Here is a 21,221-nt window from a genome sequence, read left to right on the forward strand (position 1 = left end):
GTCTTTTTGTTTGTCTCAGGCCTGAAGCGGCAACTTGAGTTCAGCACACAATCCACCACCTTCACGGTTGCTCAGATTCAGCGAACCACCCAGCGCCATCGCCAGTTGCTGGGCAATCGCCAGACCGAGGCCGGTGCCGCCGGTGCTGCGGTTGCGCGAGTTTTCCACGCGGTAGAACGGCTCCATCACCTGGGCCAGTTCTTCTTCGGCGATGCCCGGCCCGCGATCCATCACCTTGATCGACAGGCCGGTCTTGTCCCGTTGGATCAACAGCTCGGCAGCGCCGGCAAACTTCAGCGCGTTGTCGGTCAGGTTGACCAGCACTCGGCGCAGGGCATGGGGGCGGGTGTCGATGACCGCTTCACTCCTGCCGCTCAACTGCACTTCTTTGCCCATGTCCTGGTAGTCGAACACCAGGCTGTCGAGGAACGAATCGAGGTTGGTGCGCCGGCTTTCTTCGGTCGAACCGTGGATGCTTCGGGCATAGGCCACGCCTTCACGCACCAGGTGCTCCATCTCGCCGAGGTCGTTCCACAGTTTGTCCTTTTCCACCGAGTCGTCCATGAACTCCGCGCGCAGTTTCATCCGGGTGATCGGGGTTTGCAGATCGTGGGAAATCGCTGCCAGCAACTGCATGCGCTCTTTGAGGTACGCGGCGATCCGCGCCTGCATGGTGTTGAACGCACGGGCGGCGTACGCCACTTCGTTCGGGCCCTGTTCATCCAGATTGATCGGATGGGCGTTGGGATCAAGGGTTTCCACCGCATTGGCCAGACGGGTGAGCGGACGGATGGCGATGCGCACCGCCAGCCAGGTGCAGGCAATCATCAACGCCAGTTGCCCGAGCAGCACCACCGGCAGCCATGGTGACAGCGGCACCATCGACGGGCGCACGTCGATGGTCACCGGGCTGCCGTCGCTCAGGCGCAAGTGGCCCTGAAAGTGCTTTTTCGGCCCCGGAATGTCGGTGAAGGTCAGCGGATAGGCTTCGCCGATGGCGTCGGTGATCGAGGTGACCGCGATTGGCACTTCGCCGGCGCCGATCGGTGTACCCGGTTCGCCCTCACTGAGCAGGTAACCGTAGTTGGGCCGGGCCAGGCGTTCGAGCCACATCGGACGCTCGTCGGCCGGCAGGCGGTCGAGGATCGCGATCGAGGTCGAGACGTCGGTTTCCAGGTTACCGAGCATGGTGTTCTTCGCGCTTTCGTAGCGCTCGTAATACTGCGCGCCGAACGACAGGGCTTGGGCGAGGATCAGGCCGATCAGAAAAATCAGCGACAACCGCGAGGCGAGGGTGCGCGGCCAGTGCAGCGCAACCTTCATGCCGGGGCTCCGAGGATTTCCACCGGCAGCGAGAATACATAACCCTCGCTGCGCACGGTCTTGATGTAGGCCGGTTCGCGGGCGTCGTCGAGCAGACGCTGACGCAGACGACTGACCAGCAGGTCGATGGAGCGGTCGAACAGATCGGCGTCGCGACCCTGGGTCAGGTTGAGCAGTTGATCGCGGCTCAGCACCCGTTGCGGATGATCGAGGAACACCCGCAGCAAACGGTACTCGGCGCCGCTCAAGGCAACCATGGTACCGTCGGTGTCCAGCAGATGCCGGGCCGAGGTGTCGAGTTGCCAGCGACCGAAGGCCAGCAAGCGACCGCTTTCGGTGACCACCAGATTGGGCGGCAGCATGCGCGTACGGCGCAGCACGGCATTGATTCGCGCCAGCAGTTCACGGGCGGCAAAGGGTTTGGTCAGGTAGTCGTCGGCGCCCATTTCCAGGCCGATGATGCGGTCGGTCTCATCGTTGCGCGCGGTGAGCATCAAGACCGGCGTGGCCTTGTGTTTGCCGGCGCGCAATTCGCGGCACAGCAGCAGGCCGTCATCGCCGGGCATCATGATGTCGAGCACGATCAGGTCGACGGTGTTGGCTTCCAGAAAACTGCGCATCTGCCGGCCATCGGCGACCACGGTGGTGCGCAGGCCGTTCTTTTTCAGGTAATTGCCAACCAGTTCGCGAATCTCGCGGTCGTCATCGACGATGAGAATGTGATCGACATGATCCATGGAGCCAAACCTCTATCAAGTGGGGGAATGTCTCGCAGTCTATAGAGCCCGCGCGGGCTCGCCTGCCTGCCTTTGTATTGCAGTGTATCTGCCGCAACGACGGATACATGTGGACGCAAAATCAGGATTTTTTCAGGGTTTTGTATCGCTGTGTATCCCCCGGCGGGCGAGATACGTAGCGATTTATACCGGCCGTTTTCCGACACAGACGGGATACCTCGCGAGCTTTAAATGAGCTCCATCGAGGCACACCACAGCGCCTCGGCTCAATCAACCGATCTACCCATTGAAGCCCTGAGGAAAACGCCATGACCAACAAATCCGTAATCGCCGCTTGCCTGTTTGCTGCCCTGAACATCTGCACCCTGTCGGCCCGCGCCGAAGCCGTTGCCCCGCAAACCTACACCTACGGCACCCATCTGGATATCCAGAAAGTGATCTCGATGAAAGAAGACAAATCGATGACCTGCGGCATCGTCGACGCCCGCATGACCTACCTCGATTCGGCCGGTCAGACCCGCGTGCTCGACTACAGCAAATTCGCCGACGGCTGCGACAACCAGAACTGATCCGCCACCCACTGACTGAAAGGAAGATTGCCATGAACAACGTATCGCGTTTCCTGACCGCCATTGCCTTCTCTTTTGCCGGTGTCGCGGCTCACGCCAACAGCGCCGTCGAGCAGAGCAGCTGCGCCGGCAGCACCTGCTTCCAACTGAGCCCGGTCGCGAAACAGGGCAGCGATGCCTTGATCGCCGCCGACGGCGCCAGCCACACGCCGCAAGGGCAGATGGTCGCGGCAGACGGCTCCAGCCATACGCCGCAGGGGCAGATGGTTGCCGAAAACGGTGCCAGCCGGACCCCGCAGAGCCAATGGCTGGACAGCCAGAACGCCTGAGTCCCCGTGTGTGTCTGCCGGTGAGCGGCAGACACCTCTTTTATCGGCAGACCGCCCATCCTTCAAGAGGTGAACCTCATGTTCCTTATCGCGTTCCTGGGCGGTCTGTTGACTGTCCTCAGCCCCTGCATCCTGCCGGTGGTGCCGTTTCTGTTTGCCGGCGCCGACCGCACGCGCTCGTCGATCCTGCTGACCCTCGGCGGCATGGCCCTGACCTTCGCCCTGATCTCCAGTCTCGCAGTGGTCAGCAGCGAGTGGGTGATCCAGGCCAACAACACCGGCCGACACATCGCGCTGATCGTGATGGTGCTGTTTGCGCTGTCGCTGATTTCCGCACGCATCGGTGACTGGCTGGCGCGGCCGTTCGTGTTGCTCGGCAATCGTCTGGATCCGGACACTCGCAAGAAGGCTGGCCCCATGGGGTCGGTGATGATCGGCGTGGCCACCGGTCTGTTGTGGGCGCCGTGCGCCGGCCCGATTCTCGGTGTGATCCTCACCGGTGCCATGCTGCAAGGCGCCAGCGCTCAGACCAGCTTGTTGCTGCTGGCCTACGGCGCGGGCAGTGCGCTGTCGCTGGGGACGCTGATTTTCGCCGGTCGTGGCCTGGTCAACCGATTGAAACCGTCGATCCCGTTCACGGGCTGGTTCCGTCGTGGCGCAGGTGTCGCCGTGCTGGCGGCGGCGGTGGTGATTTCCACCGGTGCCGATCGAACCCTGCTGGCCGGTACATCGTCCGAGGGCGTCGCCAGTGTCGAGAAAAACGTGTTGGAAAACGCGCCGAAAGTGATCGACTACTTCATCAGCAAAGTGCGGGCGGATTCGACTTCGGACGAGCAGGGCAAAGGTGCGATGCCATCGCTGGCCGGCGCGGTGCAATGGCTGAACTCACCCGAGCTGAACGCCGAATCCCTGCGCGGCAAAGTGGTGCTGGTGGACTTCTGGACCTACGACTGCATCAACTGTCAGCACACCCTGCCGTATGTGAAGGATTGGGAGAAGAAGTACGGCAAGGACGGCCTGGTGGTGATCGGCGTGCACACCCCGGAATACGGTTACGAGCGGATCATCGACAACGTCAAGGATCAGGTGAAGAAACTCGGCATCACCTACCCGGTGGCTATCGACAACAACTACGCGATCTGGCGCAACTTCGACAACCAGTACTGGCCGGCGCACTACCTGATCGATGCCAAGGGGCAGGTGCGTTACACCCACTTTGGCGAGGGTCGTTATGAGGCACAGGAGCAGATGATTCAGCAACTGCTCAAGGAGGCCAAGACGCCTTCTGCATAAGCCTGATCGACGACGGCCCGGCGGTGAATGCTCCGGGCCGTTTTCGTTTGCCCGGAATCTGTTTCGAGCGCTTTACAAAATCCCGCCACTCATCGGCGAAGTCCCGGTTTACGGGGCTCTCCAGACGATTGGCAAGGACGGCGCACAGTCTCGGGACGATAGTGAAAGAGCAGGGCTGTATCCGCCCTGTCACTGATAAAAAGAAAGTGAGGTTGCCATGCCGAAATTCGTGATTGAACGCGAGATTCCAGGGGCCGGAAACCTGTCGGAGCAAGAACTCAAGGCGGTATCGCAAACGTCCTGTCAGGTGTTGCGTGAACTCGGGCCACAGGTGCAGTGGCTGCAGAGTTACGTCACCGCCGACAAGATCTACTGCGTGTACATCGCCCCTGATGAGGAGCTGGTGCGCGAGCATGCGCGGCTGGGTGGATTCCCGGCCAACAGCGTGTCTCGGGTGATGAGTGTCATCGACCCGACCACCGCCGAGTAAAGCCCGATCCAGCCTGTCTTGGAGCACCTGTTGATGAGCACCCCCATCGATCTCAATGCCCTCAAGGAACGCCAGAAAGTCGCATGGGCCAGTGGCGACTATGCCGTGATCGGCACCACCTTGCAGATCGTCGGTGAGAATCTCGCCGAAGCCTGTGATTTGCGCTGCGATGAAGAAGTGCTGGACGTCGCCGCCGGCAATGGCAATGCCACGCTGGCGGCGGCGCGTCGGGGTTGTCGGGTGTTGTCCACCGATTATGTCGCGGCGCTGCTGGAGCGCGGCCAGGACCGGGCGCGGGCCGAACATCTGGATGTGACCTTTCAGGTGGCCGATGCCGAAGCGCTGCCGTTTGCCGACGCCAGTTTTGATGCGGTGCTGTCGACCTTCGGGGTGATGTTCGCCCCGGATCAGGCCAAGGCTGCGCAGGAACTGGCCCGGGTCTGTCGCCGTGGCGGCCGGATCGGCCTGGCCAACTGGACACCGGAAGGCTTCGTTGGCCAGATGTTCAAGACCCTTGGCCGTCACCTGCCACCGCCGGCCGGCGCGCAACCGCCGTCGAACTGGGGGGCGGAAGCCTGGCTGCATTCACACTTCGATGAGCGCCAGTTCCTGATGCAAGTGACTCGCCGCCACTTCAATTTCCGTTATCGCTCGGCGGCACACTTCATCGACATCTTCCGCCACTGGTACGGGCCGGTGCACAAGGCGTTCGCGGCGCTGCCGCCAGAGAGCGGGCAGGCACTGGAAGGGGATCTGACGCAACTGATCGACGGGCTGAATCGTGCGGGGCCGGAATCGATGGTGGTGCCGAGTGAGTATCTGGAGGTGGTCATAACCAAGCGTTGAGCGCAAACCCATGTGGGAGCGAGCCAGCTCGCTCCCACGGGATTTCTATTTCAAGTGCGAAGCATCAAACCACTCCAGCGCCGTGCGCCAGATGCAGATGCCGAGGAAATACGCCGATGCCAGCAACCACAAACCCATCACCAGCGGGTTGATGACCGGGTGGTTGAGCACCAGCGACAGGCTGCACAACAGCCAGATCGCCGTCACCGCAATATTGATCGGCATGAACCGGCGCACGCGGAACGGGTGCAGGAATTTCATCCGGGTGATGGTCAGCAGCGCCAGACCGATCACGGTCAGGAAGGTGATCCACGGCCCCGGAGCGATGATGTACAGGCACAGCGCGACCACGTTCCACGCGGCGGGGAAACCGACGAAGTAGTTGTCCTTGCTCTTCATGTTGACGTTGCAGAAGCAGAACAGCGACGACACCAGAATCAGCGACACCGTCAGCAACAGGGTGTAGTCGGGCAGGGGAATGTAGCGATAGATGAACAGCGCCGGAATGAACACGTAGGTCAGGTAATCGATCACCAGATCGAGGATCGATCCGTCGAAACTCGGCAGCACTGACTGCACGTTGACCTTGCGCGCCAGCGCTCCGTCGAGGCCGTCGACGATCAGCGCGACGCCCAGCCACATCAGGCAATGGGTCGGCTGGTTTTCCAGCAGGGCGAGGGTGGCGAGGAAGGCGGTGACCACGCCGGTCGCGGTGAAACCATGGGCGCCCCAGGCCTTGAGCCTGGCAATGTGGACGGTCGATATCACAGGGGCGTTCTCCAGAAAGTGAAGCAAGCCGGGAATCACACTTGAGCAACAAGGGTGGCGGCCAACCGGGTCGGGTTTGCAGCTATCGACCGGTCGGGCCGGGATAAGGTTCATCCTTCATGAATCTTAGCTGGCCGGGAAAATTTTTCGACGCCGATATCGCTTCACCGCAGCAGCGTCAGCCAAACGGTGCTGGCGCAACCCGTGCGCAGGTCTATCGTTGCCTGACGCCGTTACGCTTTTGCCTGAGGATGACGTCATGAACACCAGTGATCTGCTCGAACAACTGCTGCGAGGCCAGGCCTCGGCGGGACAACAACAAAGTGGCGCCTCGGCCGGCGATGGCCTGGGCGGGCTCGGCGGTTTGCTGGGTGGCCTGCTCGGTGGCGGTGGCACCAGCGGTGGCGGTGCGCCTGCCGGCGGACTCGGTGGCCTGGGCGGGCTGCTTGGCGGATTGCTCGGTGGCGGCGGTTTGGGTGGCGGAGCGCTGGGCGGTGGGACGCAAAGTCGTTCCGGCGGCACCAACTACGCGGCCCTCGCCTCGCTGGGCATGATGGCCTATCAGGCCTATCAGGCCTGGCAACGCAGTCAGGCGTCGGCCGCACCGCAGCAGACACCGCAGACCGCGGACCTGCTGGCCGGCCCGCAAGTCGAGGAGCACAGCCACGCGGTATTGCGCGCACTGATCGCGGCGGCCAAGGCCGACGGGCGGATCGACGAGTCGGAGAAACAGCTGATCGGCAGCGAAATCGGCCGCCACACTGATGACCCCAACCTGCAGCAATGGCTGGACGCCGAAGTCGCCAAACCCCTCGATGCCCGCGAAGTCGCGCAAGCGGCGAACAACGATCCGGCGGTGGCCGCCGAAATGTATATCGCCAGCGTGATGCTGGTGGATGACCAGCAGGACGCCGAGCGCAATTACCTGGATGAACTGGCGGCGGCCTTGCAGATCGATCCCGAGTTGCAGGTGCATCTGGAGCAGCAGGCCAAAGGCACCGCCTGAAACACCTCAACACCCGGGCCCCGGACGTTTCCATCCGTCCGGGGCTTTTTTACGTCGATTGAATTTTTCCGGGCAGGCGTCGCTCTTCTGCATAACAGCACCAGACTGCAGCCGGAGCCGCCATGAACAGGAACCTCGACGACTACAACCGCATGCGCGACTTCTCGGCGACCTCGGAACCGGCAGCGGTCAAGCGCCGGGGCAAAAAGGCTGGCACCGATCACGCGCTGCAGTTCTGCATTCAGAAGCATGACGCCTCGCACCTGCATTATGACTTTCGCCTGGAACTGGACGGCGCGCTCAAGAGCTGGGCGGTGCCCAAGGGGCCGTCGCTGGATCCCAAGGTCAAGCGCCTGGCGGTGCATGTCGAAGACCACCCGCTGAATTACGCCACCTTCGAAGGCCGCATCCCCGAGGGGCATTACGGTGCCGGAGACGTGATCGTTTGGGATCGCGGTGTGTGGATTCCGCTGGAGGATCCGCAGAAGGCCTACGCCAAAGGCAAGCTCAAGTTCGAGCTGCAGGGCGAGAAGCTCGGCGGTGTGTGGAATCTGGTGCGCACCCACATGCCGGGCAAGCAGGAACAATGGTTTCTGATCAAGCACCAGGACAGCGCCGCCCGGCCGCAAAGCGATTATGACGTGCTGGTCGCCGAGCCGGACAGCGTGCTCAGCGAACGCACCCTCGTCGACAAACCGAAGCTCGACGCCCGGCAAGTCAAACCGCTGAAACAGCCAGCGCGCAAACCCGCCTCGGGCAAGCTTGTCGGTGCGCACAAGGCGCGAATCCCCGCACAGTTGAAACCGCAATTGGCCACGTTGGTGGACAGTGCTCCGACCGGTGACTGGAGCTACGAAATCAAATTCGATGGCTACCGGATCATGGCGCGCATCGATCATGACGACGTGCAGTTGTTCACCCGTAACGGCCATGACTGGACCCACAAACTGCCCGAGCAGGCCCAGGCACTCGCAGCGCTGGGGCTGGAGTCGGCGTGGCTTGACGGTGAAATGGTGGTCGCCAACGAAAACGGCATTCCGGACTTTCAGGCGCTGCAGAACGCCTTCGACGACAGCCGCAGCAGCGACATTCTTTATTACCTGTTCGATCTGCCTTACCTCAACGGTGTCGACCTGCGCGAAGTCCCGGTGGAAGAGCGGCGCGCGGCGCTGGCCACGATATTGAAGGCACACAAGAGTCCGTTGCTGCGCTTCTCCGAAGCGTTCGACGAAACCCCAGAGGCCTTGCTCAACAGCGCCTGCCAGATGCAGATGGAAGGCTTGATCGGCAAACGTCTTGGCTCGCCCTATGTGTCGCGGCGCAGCAGCGACTGGATCAAGCTCAAGTGCAAACATCGCCAGGAATTCGTGATCGTTGGTTACACCGATCCGAAGGGATCACGCAGTGCCTTCGGTGCTTTGTTGCTGGGTCTGCACGATCGCGACAGCGGTGAATTGCGTTATGCCGGCAAGGTCGGAACGGGCTTCAACGAGGCCACCCTGAAAACAGTGCTTGCCCGGCTCAAACCGTTGCGGGCGAAAAAGTCTGCGTTGGCCAACCCGCCCAGTGGTTTCGAGGCCAAGGGTGTGCACTGGCTTAAACCGAGTTTGCTGGCCGAGGTGGCGTTCGCCGAAATGACTCGCGAGGGTTCGGTTCGCCATGCCGTATTCCATGGTTTGCGCGAGGACAAACCGGCCAAGGACATCACCGAGGAGCGCGCCAAACCCATGAAGACCTCAAAGGCTCAAGCTACCGCGCCGTCCCAAGCCGGCCTGGCCGACGGCAAGGTGCGCATCACTCATCCCGACCGGGTCATCGACGCCAGTAGCGGCACCACCAAGATGCAACTGGCCGAGTATTACGCCAGCGTCGCCGAATGGATCCTGCCGCAGCTCAAGGATCGCCCCGTGGCGCTGGTGCGGGCACCGGACGGCATCGCTGGCGAACTGTTCTTTCAAAAAAACGCCGAACACCTGGCGATCCCCGGCATCCGCACGCTGGACAAGGAACTGACCGGCCAACCGATGATGCTGATCAACAACGCCGAGTCTCTGATCGGCGCGGTGCAGATGAGCACCGTCGAGCTGCACACCTGGAACGCCACCACGGTGGATCTGGAAAAACCCGACCGCTTCGTTCTCGACCTCGACCCGGATCCGGCGCTGCCCTGGAAAAGCATGGTCGAAGCCACCGCCCTGACCCTGAGCGTGCTGGATGAACTGGGTTTGCGGGCATTCCTCAAGACCAGCGGCGGCAAGGGCATTCATCTGGTGGTGCCGCTGATTCGCAAGCACGGTTGGGATGAGGTCAAGGATTTCAGCCATGCGATCGTCAGTCACATGGCCAAACAGTTGCCGGAGCGGTTTTCCGCAGTGTCCGGACCGAAGAACCGCGTGGGGCGGATCTTCATCGATTACCTGCGCAACGGCCTGGGCGCCACGACCATTTGTGCCTACGCCGCGCGGACCCGCGACGGGCTGCCGGTGTCGGTGCCGCTGTTTGCCGATGAAGTGAAGGCGATCAAGGGCGGCAATCAGTGGAATATTCATAACGTCCACGAACGATTGGCGGATGTCGGCGATGAACCCTGGGCGGACATGAAGAAAACCCGCCAGAGCATTACCGCCGAAATGCGCAAACGGGTCGGATTGAAAAGGTGATCAGGCGTCGCGCAGCAAGTCGTGGGCGTTGAGCAGTTCGAAGGCGATCTCGGGGTGTTTTTCCAGCCCGCGGCGAATGGCGGCCGGGATCGCCTGACGAGTCTTGCGACACATCCCCGGCAGTTCGTCGATTTCGATGGCGATGCCGCGCATGGTCCGCACTTCGTTGAAGCCCGGGGCGATGGCCATGCGAATCCCCAACTGCTCGAACATCCGCTGTTGCAGGCGTTCGAGGTCAGCCAGGCTTTGCAGGTTTTCCAGGCGTTCGAGCAGGCGCTTTTCCTCCTGCCGCGTGAGCAAGAGAATGCGCAAATCCGCACCGGGCATTTCCAGCAACGGATCGCGCCCGCAGATGCAGGCGCCGGGCGGGCAGGGGGAGCGAAGCGGGGCGGCAATCGTCATGGCCTCCATCATAGAGGCCGTTCGACGGTTTTGCCCATGGTCGCCCGGCTGCCGTCCATCGGCAGAACGCAGAGGTGGCAAATCCGTCAGCCACCGTCGTCGAGCGTGCGGCTGTTATTGCGACAGGCCTTCGTAGTGGACCAGGATCGCATTGGCCAGCTCTTCATCGCTGGCGTTCAAGCCCGGGTTTTCCTGACGAACCTGTTGCAGCGCCGATTCCAGATACGCGCCACGGATGGCTCCGCCGCTGGCGACGAATGCGGACAGGTCGTCACGGGCCGGAATCACCATTTTGTGATCCTTGAAGGTGGAATACAGCGATGCGGAAACACCGGCCGAAGTGGCGACATCCCCCGCATCCACGCGGGCGAAGGCCGAGCCAAAAGGCAGGCAGAGCACAAGAGACGAAACGAGTAATAAACGACGCATGACGGTGTTCCTCCAGCAGCGTAAAGCGAAAAGGAAGTACCACATAATGTGAGAGGTGCGGCGTGGCTCGGGAGTTCCATGCGCCGGAACAAGTTCTCGGGGCTGCAAACCGATAACTGCCGCACAGAATTCTTTTTTACCGGATGTGACGACATACCTTGAGACGCTCTAACCCGGCGGGTTCGCGGAAATAGGCTTAACTGAAGCGTTGAAAGCGCTGTGCGGCGCGACCAGGGAGGAAATTACCGTGTCGATCAAACTGCGTTTGGTGCTGCTGATTGCGACCAGCCTGCTGACGGCGCTGATCGTGAGCCTGGTCAGTTATGTCGGTAATCAGCGCATGGCTTCGGCAGTCAGTGCCAACGCCGTCAGCATGAGCGCGCTGCGCAATCACATGGAAGCCGACATGATGCACGACGCCCTGCGCGCCGATGTCTATTCGGCGATGCTGGTGGGGCTGGGCAAAAGCACCGGCACGGCAGCTGAAGTGCGTAGTTCGGTTGAAGAGCACGCCGGGCATTTTCGCGAGGTGCTGGGCGAGAACCTGAAACTGCCTCTCGACGCCACGATCCGGGCTGTGCTGGAGCAGATCAAACCAAGCCTCGACACTTACATCAACGCGGGCGAGCGGATTGTCGGGCTGGCGCTGGACAATCCCGACACGGCGCAACAGGAGCTCGGCACCTTCAGCGCAGCGTTCAGCCAGCTCGAAGAGCAGATGGCGTCTCTGAGCGAGCTGATCGAAACCAACACCCGACAGACCAGCCAGGGCACCGAAACGGCGATCCGCAACGCCAACATCGCCCTCGGCATCGTGCTGATCGCCAGTCTGTTGCTGCTGTTGGTGCAGGGACGCTGGGTAATCCTAAGCATCACCGGCCCGCTGAAAACCGCCAGCCGCATCGCTGAAAGCATCGCTCATGGCAACCTCAGCGAACCGATCGCCGAGCCTTCCGGCAAGGACGAAGCCAGCACGCTGATCCGCACACTGGCAACCATGCAGCGAGACCTGCGGGACATGATCGACGTGGTGCGACGCAATGCACATGGTGTCAGCGGCATGAGCGAACAACTGAGCCATGGTTGCCATCGGGTGGCCGACAGCAGCCAGCAACAAAGCACCGCTGCCGGCACCATGGCCGCTGCCGCGAGCCAGATGACCGCCAGCATCGAGGAAATCACCCGCCACGCCGAACGGGCGCTGAACATGGCCAGTCAGGCCGAGTCACTGGCGAAAAACGGCGGGCAGGTGATTCATCAAGTGGTCAGCGACATGGACGACATCGCCCGCTCCGCCCAGCAGTCGGCACAGGTGATCCGCACCCTGGACCATGAGTCCGAAGGCATCTTCAATATCATCCAGGTGATCAAGAGCATCGCCGACCAGACCAATCTGCTGGCGCTCAATGCGGCCATCGAAGCGGCCCGGGCCGGTGAGCAGGGCAGAGGGTTTGCCGTAGTCGCTGATGAAGTACGCAGCCTGGCTGCCCGCACCAGCGCCTCGACCCAGGAAATCGCCGCGATGGTCGCGCGCATCCAGAACAGCACCCGCGAGGCGGTCAGCAGCATGGAGGCGGGCGTGGCCCAGGTCGATAAAGGCATGGCCGTCACCGCCGATGTCGAACGCGCCATTCGCGAAATCCTCGACGCCACGTTGAACACCACGCAACTGGTCAACGACATCACCCGCACTATTGGCGAACAGAGCCAGGCCAGTAACGAAATCGCCCACCAGGTGGAAATGATCGCCGGCATGTCGGAAGGCAACAGCAAGGTGATCGGCGAGACGGCGAATACGACGGACGAGTTGTCGAATCTGGCGGGGCGGCTGGCGCAGTCGGTGGATCGATTCAGGCTGTGAGCCGGGTGCCGTCAACCTCATTTGTAACAACTGCAAGGCCGCAGGCGAGCGGGGAAAGGACTGTCAAATCGCTGAAAGGCTTCAGCCAGAGGCGCTGAGGGGGTCATGTTCGGCGATTGGCCGCCGATAAGTTATCAGGCGGATAAAGACCATCAAGTCGCGAACAGACGCGCGGGTTTGCCCTGACGTGATATTCTTCGCGCCACTTGGTTTGACCTAATTCAGTCTGGCGCGCTTTTTGGCGAGCCGACCGAACCCCTGTCGCTCAAGTAGCTGAAGCCAATAATGATAAAAAGTCAGTTCAGAAGGGACATATAACTGAGGTCGATGCAGCCTGTCGGCCTTGTGTGCCCACCCGTCAAAATTGAAGTGTGCCGGAACCCGCGACGCTGGCCTGAGTGTCGCGAAAAAAGGGGAACGCATACGCACAACAGCGGCGGGCGGAAGGCGTTTTATCATAGGTGCAACAGATGTTTAAAAAAGTGAACACAGCCTTGCTGGGGCTGGCTTTGGCGATGGGGATGTCGTCCGCCAATGCCGCAGAAGCAAAGAAAGTCGACGTCCTGCTGATCGGCGGCGGCATCATGAGCACCACCCTGGGTGTGTGGATCAATGAGCTGGAACCGAGCTGGTCGATGGAAATGGTCGAGCGCCTCGACGGCGTCGCCCTGGAAAGCTCCAACGGCTGGAACAACGCCGGTACCGGTCACTCCGCCCTGGCCGAGCTGAACTACACCCCGGAAGATGACAAAGGCAACGTAACGATCCCGAAAGCCGTCGAGATCAACGAAGCGTTCCAGGTTTCCCGTCAGTTCTGGGCCTGGCAGGTTCAGCAAGGCGTTCTGAAGAACCCTCGCTCGTTCATCAACACCACTCCGCACATGAGCTTCGTGTGGGGCGATGACAACATCAAGTTCCTGAAAAAGCGCTACGAAGCCCTGCAGGCGAGCCCGCTGTTCGCCGGCATGCAGTACTCCGAAGACCCGGCTGTGATCAAGAAGTGGGTCCCGCTGATGATGGAAGGGCGTGACCCGAACCAGAAAATCGCGGCCACCTGGAGCCCGCTGGGTACCGACATGAACTTCGGCGAAATCACCCGTCAGTTCGCCGGTTACCTGCAGACCAAGCCTAACTTCGATCTGAAACTGTCGAGCGAAGTACAGGACATCACCAAGAACGCCGACGGCACCTGGCGCGTCAGCTACAAGAACCTGAAAGACGGCACCAAGACTGAAACCGACGCCAAGTTCGTGTTCATCGGCGCCGGCGGCGGTGCCCTGCACCTGCTGCAGAAGTCCGGTATCGAAGAAGCCAAGGAATACGCCGGCTTCCCGGTAGGCGGCTCGTTCCTGGTGACCGATAACCCGGCCATCGCCGAGCAGCACCTGGCCAAGGCCTACGGTAAAGCGTCGGTTGGCGCGCCTCCGATGTCCGTTCCACACCTGGACACCCGTGTCCTGGACGGCAAGCGCGTCATCCTGTTTGGCCCGTTCGCAACCTTCAGCACCAAGTTCCTGAAAGAAGGCTCGTACCTGGACCTGCTGACCAGCACCACCACCCACAACATCTGGCCTATGACCAAGGTCGGCATCAAGGAATACCCGCTGGTCGAGTACCTGGCTGGTCAACTGATGCTGTCGGATGAAGACCGCATGAACGCGCTGAAGGAGTACTTCCCGAACGCGAAAGCCGAAGACTGGCGCCTGTGGCAAGCCGGCCAGCGCGTGCAGATCATCAAGCGTGATGAAGCCGCTGGTGGCGTGCTGAAACTGGGCACCGAAATCGTGGCTTCGAAAGACGGCTCCATCGCCGGTCTGTTGGGCGCATCCCCAGGCGCATCGACCGCTGCACCGATCATGCTGAGCGTGCTGCAGAAAGTCTTCAAGGACAAGGTCGCTACCCCTGAGTGGCAAGCCAAGCTGCACCAGATCGTTCCAAGCTACGGCACCCAGCTGAACAACGATCCGGCCAAAGTGGCCGAAGAGTGGGCCTACACCGCCAAGATCCTGCAACTGCCAACGCCTCCGGCGATTGGCCAGGCTGCACCTGCGGCGGCACCTGCTTCGGCTGAAAAGCCACAGGCTCCGAAAGAAAGCGCTGCACGTGACATGGCTCTGTAATTCAGACGCCTGACACATAAAGCCCACTGAACCGGTGACGGTCAGTGGGCTTTTTTGTACTCGGATTTCAGGCTTTGGCGTTGGCCAGGTACGCCCCCAACCGCCGCCCCATCTCTTCGCCCAACGCCTGCAACCCGCTCAACGGCCGCACCATCACCTCGAATTCAACAATCTTCCCCTGTTCATCGAAGCGGATCATGTCGATGCCTTTCAGCTCTTTCGCCCCGACCTTTGCGCTGAATTCCAGCACCACGTTCAAGCCATCTGCTGTCGCCAGTTCACGGTGGTATTTGAAGTCTTCGAATACGTTGAACACGGTGTTGAGGATCATCGAGACCACCGGTGCGCCGGGGTAAGGCGTGTGGGCCATCGGCGAGCGGAACACGGCTTGCGGATCGAGCAGGTCGGGCAGGGCCTTCAGGTTGCCGGTGCGGATCATATCGTGCCAGCGGTTAAGGGATTCGGCGGCCTTGGGGTGCAGGTTCAGTTCGGACATGGTTTCACTCCTGTATTTTTGTTGTTCTTGGCGCGGCGACCATGACTTTAGATCAAAGCGGCGCGATGGAAACCTTCTGTACCGGTCTGAATATCGACACATGCGCGGACCGAATCCATCTGATCCGCTTTTTCCTGTTGAATCTGCATCTGTAACCGTCTCAGCCATAGGCCCAAAATACCCTTGCCGTTCGGCCATACGCGACGCGCTTCATTCCGAAGCACCCGGTGCGCCGGACATTCAGTATTCAGGAGTCCTTCATGGCTAAGATGGCGTTTTTCCTCGGCGGCTTTCTCGTGTTGACCATCATGATCGGCGTTCTGGCGACGATTTCACCGGTCTGAGCCGTCCCGAGTCAGTTTGTTTTTCGCAGGCCGAGACTGGTGCCTGTACAGGATCTGGACTAAACCGGGGTATCCCTTCACTGGAGTACCCACCGTGGCGCCTGTGTCATGGACTCGCTGATCAACGCCGCCGGCCGCGCCCTGGCGGCGGGTGACCCGTTGGCGGCGCTGAATTTTGTGGCTCTGCGCGAAGACCCTCCCGCCCTGGCCTTGCGCGGAATCGCCATGGCCCAGCTCGGCGACATGGCGCGGGCCAAGGCATTGCTGCAACGGGCAGTGAAAGCGTTCGGTGCCAACGAGCCCTTGTCCCGGGCGCGCTGCGTGGTGGCCGAGGCCGAAGTGGCGCTGGCGGCGCGGGATCTGGGCTGGCCGGTGAAGGCGCTGGAGGCGGCGCGGCAGGTCTTGCAGGATCACGGTGACCGGCTCAACGCGGCGCACGCACGCTATCTGCAGATTCGTCGGTTGTTGTTGATCGGGCAGTTGAATGAGGCTGACGCGCTGCTCGATGAACAGGACCCTGCACCATTACCCCCGGCCTTGCGCGCCGCCCATGAACTGATGTCAGCCGGGATCGCGCTGCGGCGTGTGCAGGCGCACAAGGCGCACAAGGCGCAATCGGCGCTGGAGCGTGCGCAGCGGGCGGCGCAGTTGGCCGACATTCCGGCGCTGCTGGCGGAGATCGCACACGCCCGGCAAACCCTCGACGCTCCCGCCGCCCGATTGCGCATTGCCGGTGAAGTGAAAACGGTGACACTCGCACAGGTCGAAGCCTTGTTTGTGTCTGCGACGCTGGTGGTGGATGCCTGTCGCTACAGCGTGCGCGGTGCCGGCATGACGGTGGCGCTGGCAACCCGACCGGTGTTGTTCAATCTGCTGCAACTGCTCGCCGAAGCATGGCCGGGGGATGTCCCGCGAGAGACGCTGATCGCCAAGGCCTTTCGTTTGAAACTCGATGATGAATCCCACCGCGTCCGTTTGCGGGTCGAGATCGGCCGGCTGCGCGCCGCACTGAAGCCGTTGGCCGGAATCACTGCGACGTCCCGTGGCTATGCGCTGGTCGCGCAAGACGTGGCGCTGCTGACGTTACCCCTTGAAGACAAGCACGCAGCACTGCTGGCCCTGCTTGCGGACGGTGAGGCATGGTCGAGTTCGGCACTGGCGCTTGCGCTGGGCAGCAGTCAGCGCCAGATACAACGGGCACTGGAAACCCTGGCCGCGCAAGGCAAGGTCCAGGCATTCGGTGTCGGCCGTGCGCGACGCTGGTTGACCCCGCCGGTGCCGGGTTTCGCGACGATCTTGTTACTCCCGGTGTCGTTGGGCAATGGCTAGGCTGGACTCACCACTCAACGAGGCAACCGGCATGAAACAGGCAAACGCAGAAATTCTTCGTGAATACGGCCCGTTCGAAGGCATCCACGGCGTCCATGGTGTGACCTTCGACGGCCAGCAGGTCTGGTTCGCCAGCGACGGCCAGCTCAATGCACTGGACCCGGCCAGCGGTGAAACCGTGCGCACTATCAAGGTCGGTGCGGATGGCGGTACCGCATTCGACGGCAAGCATCTGTATCAGATTGCCGACCGCCGTATTCACAAGATCGATCCGGCCACCGGCAAAGTGCTCCATACCATCGCGGCTCCCGGCGGTGGTGGCGATTCGGGCATGGCCTGGGCCGAGGGCACGTTGTGGGTCGGGCAGTATCGCGAACGCAAGATCCATCAGATCGACCCGGAAACCGGCAAGATTCTTCGCACGCTGGAGTCCAACCGCTTTGTCACCGGCGTGACCTGGGTTGACGGTGCGCTGTGGCATGGGACGTGGGAGGGCGATGAAAGCGAGATCCGGCGTGTCGATCCGGGCAACGGCGAGGTGCTGGAAAGCCTCGCGTTGCCCAGCGGCATCGGCGTCTCTGGACTGGAGGCCGATGGCGGTGAACGTTTCTACTGTGGCGGCGGGGACACCAGCAGCGTCCGGGCGGTGCGCCGGCCGAAGTGAGTCAGGGCGCGCCGAACAGCATCGTCCAGTACACACCGTTGTCACTGCGGGCATCACTGGCAAAACCGGCGCCGACCTGGGTAAACATCGGGTTCATCAGGTTGGCGCAGTGCCCCGGGCTGGCGAGCCAGCCGGCCATCGCGCTGCCGGGAGAGCTTTGCCCGGCGGCGATGTTCTCGCCGATCTGCCGGCCACGGTAACCGGCGGATCGGGCACGGTCGGCCGGCATGTCGCCGTCCGGGTCCTGGTGAGCGAAGTAGTTGCCGTAGGCCATGGCCTTGCTGTGGCCCTGGGCGGCGGCGCCGAGGGACGGGTTCCAGCTCAAGGGGCGGGCAGCGGCGAAACGCTGGCGTCCGCACATCCGGGGCCGGGCGCGGGCAGCGTTGACTTGCGCCAGCAGGGCCTTGCCGACGCTGCGGTTGTCGCCCATGCGACTGTCGATCACCGGCCGCGCCAACACTACTTGCCATTCACTGCGAGCGCGGCTGATACCGATGTCGGCGTATTGCGCGTCGATCAGTGCGCTGCAATGTTCATCCTGCAATTGATCGAACGCCTCTTCGGCATCCTCGGCCCCGACAATGCGGATGCTGCGCACGGCCACCGCCGCATAACCGGAAGACTTCAACTGCTCGCGCAACCCGCCGCCGTAGCCATAGCCGATGGGCAACGCAATGTTCTGTTTGAGCGCCAGTGGCGCCAGGCGTTGTGCCGCACGCCGGTCACAGCGTTGGGGATGGGCGCGCAGGTCATTGATGGCGGCCGCCAGTTGTCGTTCCGCGCCGGCATGGGCGGAGGGGGCGAGCAGAGGAGAGAGGATCAACAGGCACAGCGATACGAAGCGAGACGAACGAACGGCGTGGCGCATGGGACGCAGGACTCTGAAAAAAGACAGCGCTGACAGGGAGTTAACCGCGAATGCGGCGCGAGTAGGACTGGCCTTTCTGCACTTGGTTCACGGGGCGCCCGTGGCTTTGTCCGGACGCCGACGAACTGCGCAGTGGCCGCTCACCGGTTCAACACTTCCTTCATCCATTGCAGGTATTGCGGGCGTTCGGAAATCGAATTGTGCGTCGCCTCCGGCACCACTTTCAGGGTCGCCACGCCATCCGGGAAATTGCGCAGCAGGCGTTCACTGCTGCCCCGTGGCACCACCTCGTCATCGCTCGCCGCCAGCAGCAGGGTTGGCGCGCGGATATGCTCGGCGAATTTGCCGGATTCGTAACGCTCCTTGAGCAGCCATTTCACCGGCACCCACGGGTAATGCCGGACGGCGAGTTCCTGGAGGCTGTTGTAGGGCGTGACCAGAATCAGCCGGGTAACCGGCCGCTGACTGGCCAGCCGCACCGCGACGCCGGAACCGAGGCTGCGCCCGATCAGGGCGATCTGCGGATGCCTGGAAAACACCTGATCGAACAACCCCAGGGCATCCCGGGCAATCGCCTCCTCGGACGGCGAACCGCCGCTGCCGCCAAAACCGCGATAGTGCAGCAGGTAGATCGCGTGGTCGGGGAAGGCCTCGGCAAACGCCGGCAGATTGCGCGAAACGTCCTCGGCATTGCCACCGAAATAAATCAACGCCCGCGCCCCGGAATGTTCGCGGACACTGACGCGAATGTCCGCATCGGGCATCGTCAGAGTCATCCGCGATTCCGCCGAATCCACTGAGCCCGCCTGCGGGAAATAGATCAGCGAGCGCTGGAACACGAACAGCGCTGCACACAGGATCAGGTACAGGGCCAGCAGCAAAGCGACGAGTGACATCAGGATTCTGGACATTCGGCTAACTTTAACGGGACGTGAGGGTTCGCCCATGCAGTGTAGTTGAGCCTTCTCCGGTGACCGCCGCCGCACACAAGGTGCAACAGATCCACCCGACAGAGAAGCCAGCATGAGCCACACTGAGGGCTATTCCCGCCGCCATCTGCTCGAACTGGCAGCGGGGATAACGACCGTTTTCACGTTTGACCGGGCGTTGGCTGCCGCCACGTCGTCGAGTGCCCCCGGAGGCCAGACCATGCAGACCCGCGCCATCCCTTCCAGCTCCGAGCTGCTGCCGTTGGTAGGGCTGGGCACCTATCGCGGCTTCGACGTCGCGCCCGGCGAGCCGGCCTATAAACAATTGTCGGCGGTGCTCGACGAGTTGTTCAGGAAGGGCGGCACGCTGATCGACAGTTCACCCATGTATGGCCGCGCCGAAGAAACCACCGGCGAACTGTTGTCGATTCACGAACCCCGTTCACCGGCGTTTCTGGCGACCAAGGTGTGGACCCGCGGACGCGAGGAGGGCATCGCGCAGATGGAAAACTCCTTTCGCCTGCTGCGCACCGATCGCATCGACCTGATGCAGATCCACAACCTGCTGGACTGGCAGACTCATCTGCCGACCCTGCGGGAATGGAAGGAACAGGGCCGCATCCGCTACATCGGCATCACCCATTACACGCCCTCGGCCTACGACGAAGTGGAAGCGGTGTTGAAGGCCGAACCGCTCGACTTCCTGCAAATCAATTACGCCCTCGATGACCGTGGCGTGGAAAAACGCATCCTGCCGTTGTGTCGTGAACGGGGTGTGGCGGTGATCTGCAATCGGCCGTTTGGCGGTGGCGGGCTGTTGGCCCGGCTCAAGGGCAAACCCCTGCCGGGCTGGGTTTCGGACGTGCAGGTCAACAGCTGGCCGCAACTGGCGCTGAAGTTTTTGCTCTCGAACACGGCGGTGACTTGCGTAATCCCCGGCACCGGCAATCCGCGTTACATGGCCGACAACGCCGGCGCCGGGTTCGGGCCGATGCTGACGGATGCGCAGCGGCAGCAGTTGATTGCGTTGGTGGGTTAGTCATGTTCCGGTGTGAGTCGCGCACCAGCACCCCCATGCTGGGGACTGAAGCGATCTAACTACCTGTTTTACAAGAATATAGACCCATTCAAGGCCTAGCAAAACATCCGTTTTTTTGTGCTTATGCAAGCGGAAACGGAACACGCGGCTCCCAGGGGAGGTTTTGCGCACAACTATCAGCGCGCGTGCGCAGCTAGTCCCGCTTACAAAACAACGCCTATGCTTGTTAGCCAGATCGGTCAAAACAAGAAAAGGAAAAAATCATGAAATTTGTCGCAGGTTTTCTTTTTACCGCTTTAAGTATGGGCATCGCTCACGCTGAGACGGTGGTGGTGCGAGCTCAGGATTTTGTAAGCAATCAGAATGTCGAATCTGGCGGACCGTATGGCTATGGTGATTGCATTGTCACTAGGAGACCGGGAAATATACCCACATCAGCCGAGTACAGATTTAGTGTGAAGGACGGCGGCCAGTATCAATTGACGATTAGCTATGCAGCTTTGGATCCGCGACCAATATCCATCACCGTAAACGGGCAAAATATTTCGAGCAATGCTGCAGCCGCCTCAACAGGAGGCTGGTTTGAAGGCAATCGTATTGACTCTAATGAGGGGATGATTTCGCTGAAACCAGGAGAAAATCGAATCTTAGTTTCACGCAGTTCCGACATTCCCCATATCCACACACTGACCGTTAAGGGCCCCTAGCACCTTGCCTGT

The 21,221-nt window shown here is 61.5% G+C and carries 21 protein-coding genes and 1 pseudogene; 14 read left to right on the forward strand and 8 right to left on the reverse strand.

All coding sequences use genetic code 11. The features are described 5' to 3' along the window. Positions 1 to 15: 15 nt before the first annotated feature. Both R1A29_RS10085 and R1A29_RS10090 read right to left on the reverse strand, forming a co-directional pair. Entirely contained in the window at positions 16 to 1,323 is a 1,308-nt protein-coding gene (locus R1A29_RS10085; protein ID WP_438301343.1) for an ATP-binding protein, read from the reverse strand. Next, entirely contained in the window at positions 1,320 to 2,060 is a 741-nt protein-coding gene (locus R1A29_RS10090; protein ID WP_085708690.1) for a response regulator, read from the reverse strand. The genes R1A29_RS10085 and R1A29_RS10090 overlap by 4 nt, the downstream gene beginning before the upstream one ends. A gap of 308 nt (positions 2,061 to 2,368) precedes the next feature. Here R1A29_RS10090 and R1A29_RS10095 point away from each other — a divergent pair, with 308 nt between their 5' ends. The 5 genes from R1A29_RS10095 (at position 2,369) to R1A29_RS10115 (ending at position 5,587) form a co-directional block, all read left to right on the forward strand. After that, positions 2,369 to 2,629 (forward strand): DUF2790 domain-containing protein, encoded by a 261-nt coding sequence (locus tag R1A29_RS10095; protein ID WP_085708689.1) that lies wholly within the window; start codon positions 2,369 to 2,371, stop codon positions 2,627 to 2,629. 32 nt (positions 2,630 to 2,661) lie between these two features. Beyond that, positions 2,662 to 2,958 carry a hypothetical protein gene (locus tag R1A29_RS10100; protein WP_085708688.1) on the forward strand — a complete coding sequence of 99 codons (297 nt, stop codon included), beginning with the start codon at positions 2,662 to 2,664 and terminating at the stop codon, positions 2,956 to 2,958. A 78-nt stretch (positions 2,959 to 3,036) separates the two neighbouring features. After that, on the forward strand, positions 3,037 to 4,251 hold the full coding sequence (locus R1A29_RS10105; RefSeq protein ID WP_438301344.1) for a cytochrome c biogenesis protein DipZ: 1,215 nt from the start codon (positions 3,037 to 3,039) through the stop codon (positions 4,249 to 4,251). Positions 4,252 to 4,468: 217 nt separating this feature from the next. After that, complete coding sequence (locus tag R1A29_RS10110; RefSeq protein WP_085708685.1) at positions 4,469 to 4,741, forward strand: DUF4242 domain-containing protein; 273 nt, start codon at positions 4,469 to 4,471, stop codon at positions 4,739 to 4,741. A gap of 33 nt (positions 4,742 to 4,774) precedes the next feature. After that, entirely contained in the window at positions 4,775 to 5,587 is an 813-nt protein-coding gene (locus tag R1A29_RS10115) for a class I SAM-dependent methyltransferase (protein ID WP_114882216.1), read from the forward strand. Positions 5,588 to 5,632: 45 nt separating this feature from the next. On the opposite strand, the gene pcsA is transcribed toward R1A29_RS10115, so the two are convergent. After that, positions 5,633 to 6,355: a phosphatidylcholine synthase gene (pcsA, locus tag R1A29_RS10120; RefSeq protein ID WP_085733149.1), complete on the reverse strand. Its 723-nt coding sequence runs from the start codon at positions 6,353 to 6,355 to the stop codon at positions 5,633 to 5,635. A gap of 259 nt (positions 6,356 to 6,614) precedes the next feature. Between pcsA and R1A29_RS10125 the strand changes: the two genes are divergently transcribed. Together R1A29_RS10125 and ligD are read left to right on the forward strand one after the other, a co-directional pair. After that, positions 6,615 to 7,361 carry a tellurite resistance TerB family protein gene (locus R1A29_RS10125; RefSeq protein ID WP_438301345.1) on the forward strand — a complete coding sequence of 249 codons (747 nt, stop codon included), beginning with the start codon at positions 6,615 to 6,617 and terminating at the stop codon, positions 7,359 to 7,361. Positions 7,362 to 7,483: 122 nt separating this feature from the next. After that, positions 7,484 to 10,021: a DNA ligase D gene (gene ligD / locus R1A29_RS10130; RefSeq protein WP_438301346.1), complete on the forward strand. Its 2,538-nt coding sequence runs from the start codon at positions 7,484 to 7,486 to the stop codon at positions 10,019 to 10,021. Here the strand turns inward: ligD and R1A29_RS10135 are convergent, their stop codons facing one another. Both R1A29_RS10135 and R1A29_RS10140 read right to left on the reverse strand, forming a co-directional pair. Continuing rightward, positions 10,022 to 10,423, reverse strand: coding sequence for a hypothetical protein (locus tag R1A29_RS10135; protein WP_248738921.1), 402 nt, complete (start codon positions 10,421 to 10,423; stop codon positions 10,022 to 10,024). Positions 10,424 to 10,537: 114 nt separating this feature from the next. Further along, complete coding sequence (locus R1A29_RS10140) at positions 10,538 to 10,852, reverse strand: DUF2388 domain-containing protein (protein ID WP_114882220.1); 315 nt, start codon at positions 10,850 to 10,852, stop codon at positions 10,538 to 10,540. A 247-nt stretch (positions 10,853 to 11,099) separates the two neighbouring features. On the opposite strand from R1A29_RS10140, the pseudogene R1A29_RS10145 reads away from it, so the two are divergent. The 3 genes and pseudogenes from R1A29_RS10145 to mqo all read left to right on the forward strand — a co-directional run. After that, a pseudogene (locus R1A29_RS10145) lies at positions 11,100 to 11,858 on the forward strand (MCP four helix bundle domain-containing protein); the annotation flags it as partial. 129 nt (positions 11,859 to 11,987) lie between these two features. Further along, positions 11,988 to 12,713: a methyl-accepting chemotaxis protein gene (locus R1A29_RS10150; protein ID WP_438302027.1), complete on the forward strand. Its 726-nt coding sequence runs from the start codon at positions 11,988 to 11,990 to the stop codon at positions 12,711 to 12,713. Between the two features lie 470 nt (positions 12,714 to 13,183). Then, the gene (gene mqo / locus R1A29_RS10155) at positions 13,184 to 14,833 is read left to right on the forward strand and encodes a malate dehydrogenase (quinone) (protein ID WP_085708677.1); all 1,650 of its coding nucleotides are present in this window, start codon (positions 13,184 to 13,186) and stop codon (positions 14,831 to 14,833) included. Positions 14,834 to 14,900: 67 nt separating this feature from the next. Here the strand turns inward: mqo and R1A29_RS10160 are convergent, their stop codons facing one another. Next, positions 14,901 to 15,329, reverse strand: a complete 429-nt coding sequence (locus tag R1A29_RS10160; protein ID WP_438301347.1) for a nuclear transport factor 2 family protein — start codon at positions 15,327 to 15,329, stop codon at positions 14,901 to 14,903. 452 nt (positions 15,330 to 15,781) lie between these two features. Here R1A29_RS10160 and R1A29_RS10165 point away from each other — a divergent pair, with 452 nt between their 5' ends. Continuing rightward, entirely contained in the window at positions 15,782 to 17,002 is a 1,221-nt protein-coding gene (locus R1A29_RS10165; RefSeq protein WP_438301348.1) for a helix-turn-helix domain-containing protein, read from the forward strand. Between the two features lie 31 nt (positions 17,003 to 17,033). Further along, positions 17,034 to 17,666 (forward strand): Vgb family protein, encoded by a 633-nt coding sequence (locus R1A29_RS10170; protein WP_305837845.1) that lies wholly within the window; start codon positions 17,034 to 17,036, stop codon positions 17,664 to 17,666. A gap of 1 nt (position 17,667) precedes the next feature. On the opposite strand, the gene R1A29_RS10175 is transcribed toward R1A29_RS10170, so the two are convergent. Both R1A29_RS10175 and R1A29_RS10180 read right to left on the reverse strand, forming a co-directional pair. Then, positions 17,668 to 18,534, reverse strand: coding sequence for a CAP domain-containing protein (locus R1A29_RS10175; protein ID WP_134827312.1), 867 nt, complete (start codon positions 18,532 to 18,534; stop codon positions 17,668 to 17,670). A 140-nt stretch (positions 18,535 to 18,674) separates the two neighbouring features. After that, positions 18,675 to 19,445, reverse strand: coding sequence for an alpha/beta hydrolase (locus tag R1A29_RS10180; protein WP_438301350.1), 771 nt, complete (start codon positions 19,443 to 19,445; stop codon positions 18,675 to 18,677). Between the two features lie 112 nt (positions 19,446 to 19,557). Here R1A29_RS10180 and R1A29_RS10185 point away from each other — a divergent pair, with 112 nt between their 5' ends. Together R1A29_RS10185 and R1A29_RS10190 are read left to right on the forward strand one after the other, a co-directional pair. Beyond that, positions 19,558 to 20,502 carry an aldo/keto reductase gene (locus tag R1A29_RS10185; RefSeq protein WP_438301351.1) on the forward strand — a complete coding sequence of 315 codons (945 nt, stop codon included), beginning with the start codon at positions 19,558 to 19,560 and terminating at the stop codon, positions 20,500 to 20,502. Positions 20,503 to 20,765: 263 nt separating this feature from the next. Continuing rightward, positions 20,766 to 21,209 carry a hypothetical protein gene (locus R1A29_RS10190; protein ID WP_438301352.1) on the forward strand — a complete coding sequence of 148 codons (444 nt, stop codon included), beginning with the start codon at positions 20,766 to 20,768 and terminating at the stop codon, positions 21,207 to 21,209. The last annotated feature ends 12 nt before the right edge of the window (positions 21,210 to 21,221 follow it).

This window comes from Pseudomonas sp. NMS19W (assembly GCF_051554255.1).
Classification (GTDB): Bacteria; Pseudomonadota; Gammaproteobacteria; order Pseudomonadales; family Pseudomonadaceae; genus Aquipseudomonas; species Aquipseudomonas kribbensis.